Source organism: Mesorhizobium sp. M5C.F.Ca.IN.020.32.2.1 (genome assembly GCF_004023105.1).
GTDB classification, from domain to species: domain Bacteria; phylum Pseudomonadota; class Alphaproteobacteria; order Rhizobiales; family Rhizobiaceae; genus Mesorhizobium; species Mesorhizobium wenxiniae.
This window is the reverse complement of record NZ_RZSX01001196.1, coordinates 1-1497: the sequence shown is the minus strand read 5'-3', so window position 1 is coordinate 1497 and position 1497 is coordinate 1. Positions and strand designations below refer to the sequence as shown.

Sequence of the window (1497 nt, the reverse complement as noted above, 5' to 3'; positions counted from 1 at the left end):
TTACTGGGCCGGCCGGCCGACGTGCGACTGGATGTTCACCACCGCCTATGCGGCGGAAGCGGTGTGGAACGAAACGTTCTGGAAAAATCCGCGCTTTAATGAGCTGCTCGTCGCCGCCCGCTCGGAGACCGACGATACCAAGCGTGCCGGCATGTATGCCGAAATGCAGCAATTGCTGCATGACGACGGCGGGCTGGTGAACCTGGTCTTCAACTCCTATGTCGATGCCCACACCACGGCTCTCGCCCATGGCGAGGTGGCCTCGAACTGGCCGATGGACGGGCAGAAGATCGCCGAACGCTGGTGGTTCGCCTAGGCCGCGTACTCATAAACTGGGATGGCGGACCGGACGCGTTTGATGTCTCCTTGTCCCCCAACAGCGGCTTCGGAGCGGACATCGCAGCAGGTCGGAGTTGGGCCACAAGCGGAAATCCGTGGCGCGCGTCCAGGGTCCATCAATTGCCTCTGATCTTGGACAACGCGTCCTTTGCGTAAATGCCAACCAGAGCTTCATTCTGGAGTGCCACGAGCGCAGGTATCGCAGCTTGTGCCGGAGGCCCGATCTTGCCCAGCGCCTCGATGGCCTCCCGGCGGAGATACTCAATCTTGAGCGCTTCAACCAAAGCCGGAACGGCTTGTAATGCCGCTGGTCCAAACCAGCCCAGTCGCTTTGCTGCATACTGCTGGGAAAAGGGATTGCCGGTCTCAAGCTCCGCTTCCAGGCTCGTCACGGTGACGTCCAGCGGCAGCGCAGCGATACGGACACCGTCGTTCAGGCGCTCCCGGACGCTTGCGTGTTCATAATCCCATTTGAACGAGAGGTGTAAGGTGTCGGGAAGGTTTTCGAGCCCTTTCTGGTCTAAACCCGGTCGGAACTTCAGGAGTATTTGTCTCGCTTCTTCCCGGCGACCGAGCTGCGCCAGCACGGAACTGAAAGGTAGAAAGAGCGCAGTTGCGTCTGGGTTTCGCCTGACGCCTTCTCCGAACACGTCAGCCGCTTGTTTCAGATCGCCCATTGCAAAAAGCGCCAATCCACGCGCGAGAACGTAGTGGCTTGGATAGTTCGGGTTGAGCCGCATGGCGGTCGCGACGAAATTCAGCGCCTCTGCAGGTTCGCCTGAGATCGTCAGCGCCCAAGCCGTTGCGATATGTGCCTCGGGGTCGTTGGGGTCCAATGCAATCGCTCGACCGGCATTCCTGCGTGCGTCTTCGGCCAGGCCTTGAAAAACGTCCCGCAATGCCTCGACTGTATAAGACAGTGACGTTGGATATTTCTTGGCCAGCTCTGCGTAATCGTGAGCTCCCCACCAGAAATATGGTTCGTCCCTACCGAGTTCTTTACCCCAGAGTGACTCAACGACGCGGAAGTAGGCCAGCGCCAGGGCGGCATAAGCGCGCCCATATTCGGGATCAAATTCGGTTGCTTTTTTCAAGGAAGTAATGGCGGCAGCTGTGTCCTTTGCGGTGTAACGGAGATAAAGGATACAACCCTCTTCC

At 58.7% G+C, this 1497-nt stretch carries 1 protein-coding gene and 1 pseudogene; one reads left to right on the top strand and one right to left on the bottom strand.

Annotated elements, in window-relative coordinates; translation table 11 throughout:
- Positions 1 to 316 (top strand): annotated as a pseudogene (locus EOA86_RS34290) (peptide ABC transporter substrate-binding protein); the annotation flags it as partial.
- Between the two features lie 139 nt (positions 317 to 455).
- On the opposite strand, the gene EOA86_RS34285 reads toward EOA86_RS34290, so the two are convergent.
- Positions 456 to 1497: tetratricopeptide repeat protein (locus EOA86_RS34285; protein WP_128345563.1), on the bottom strand; the 1042-nt coding region annotated here is incomplete at its 5' end.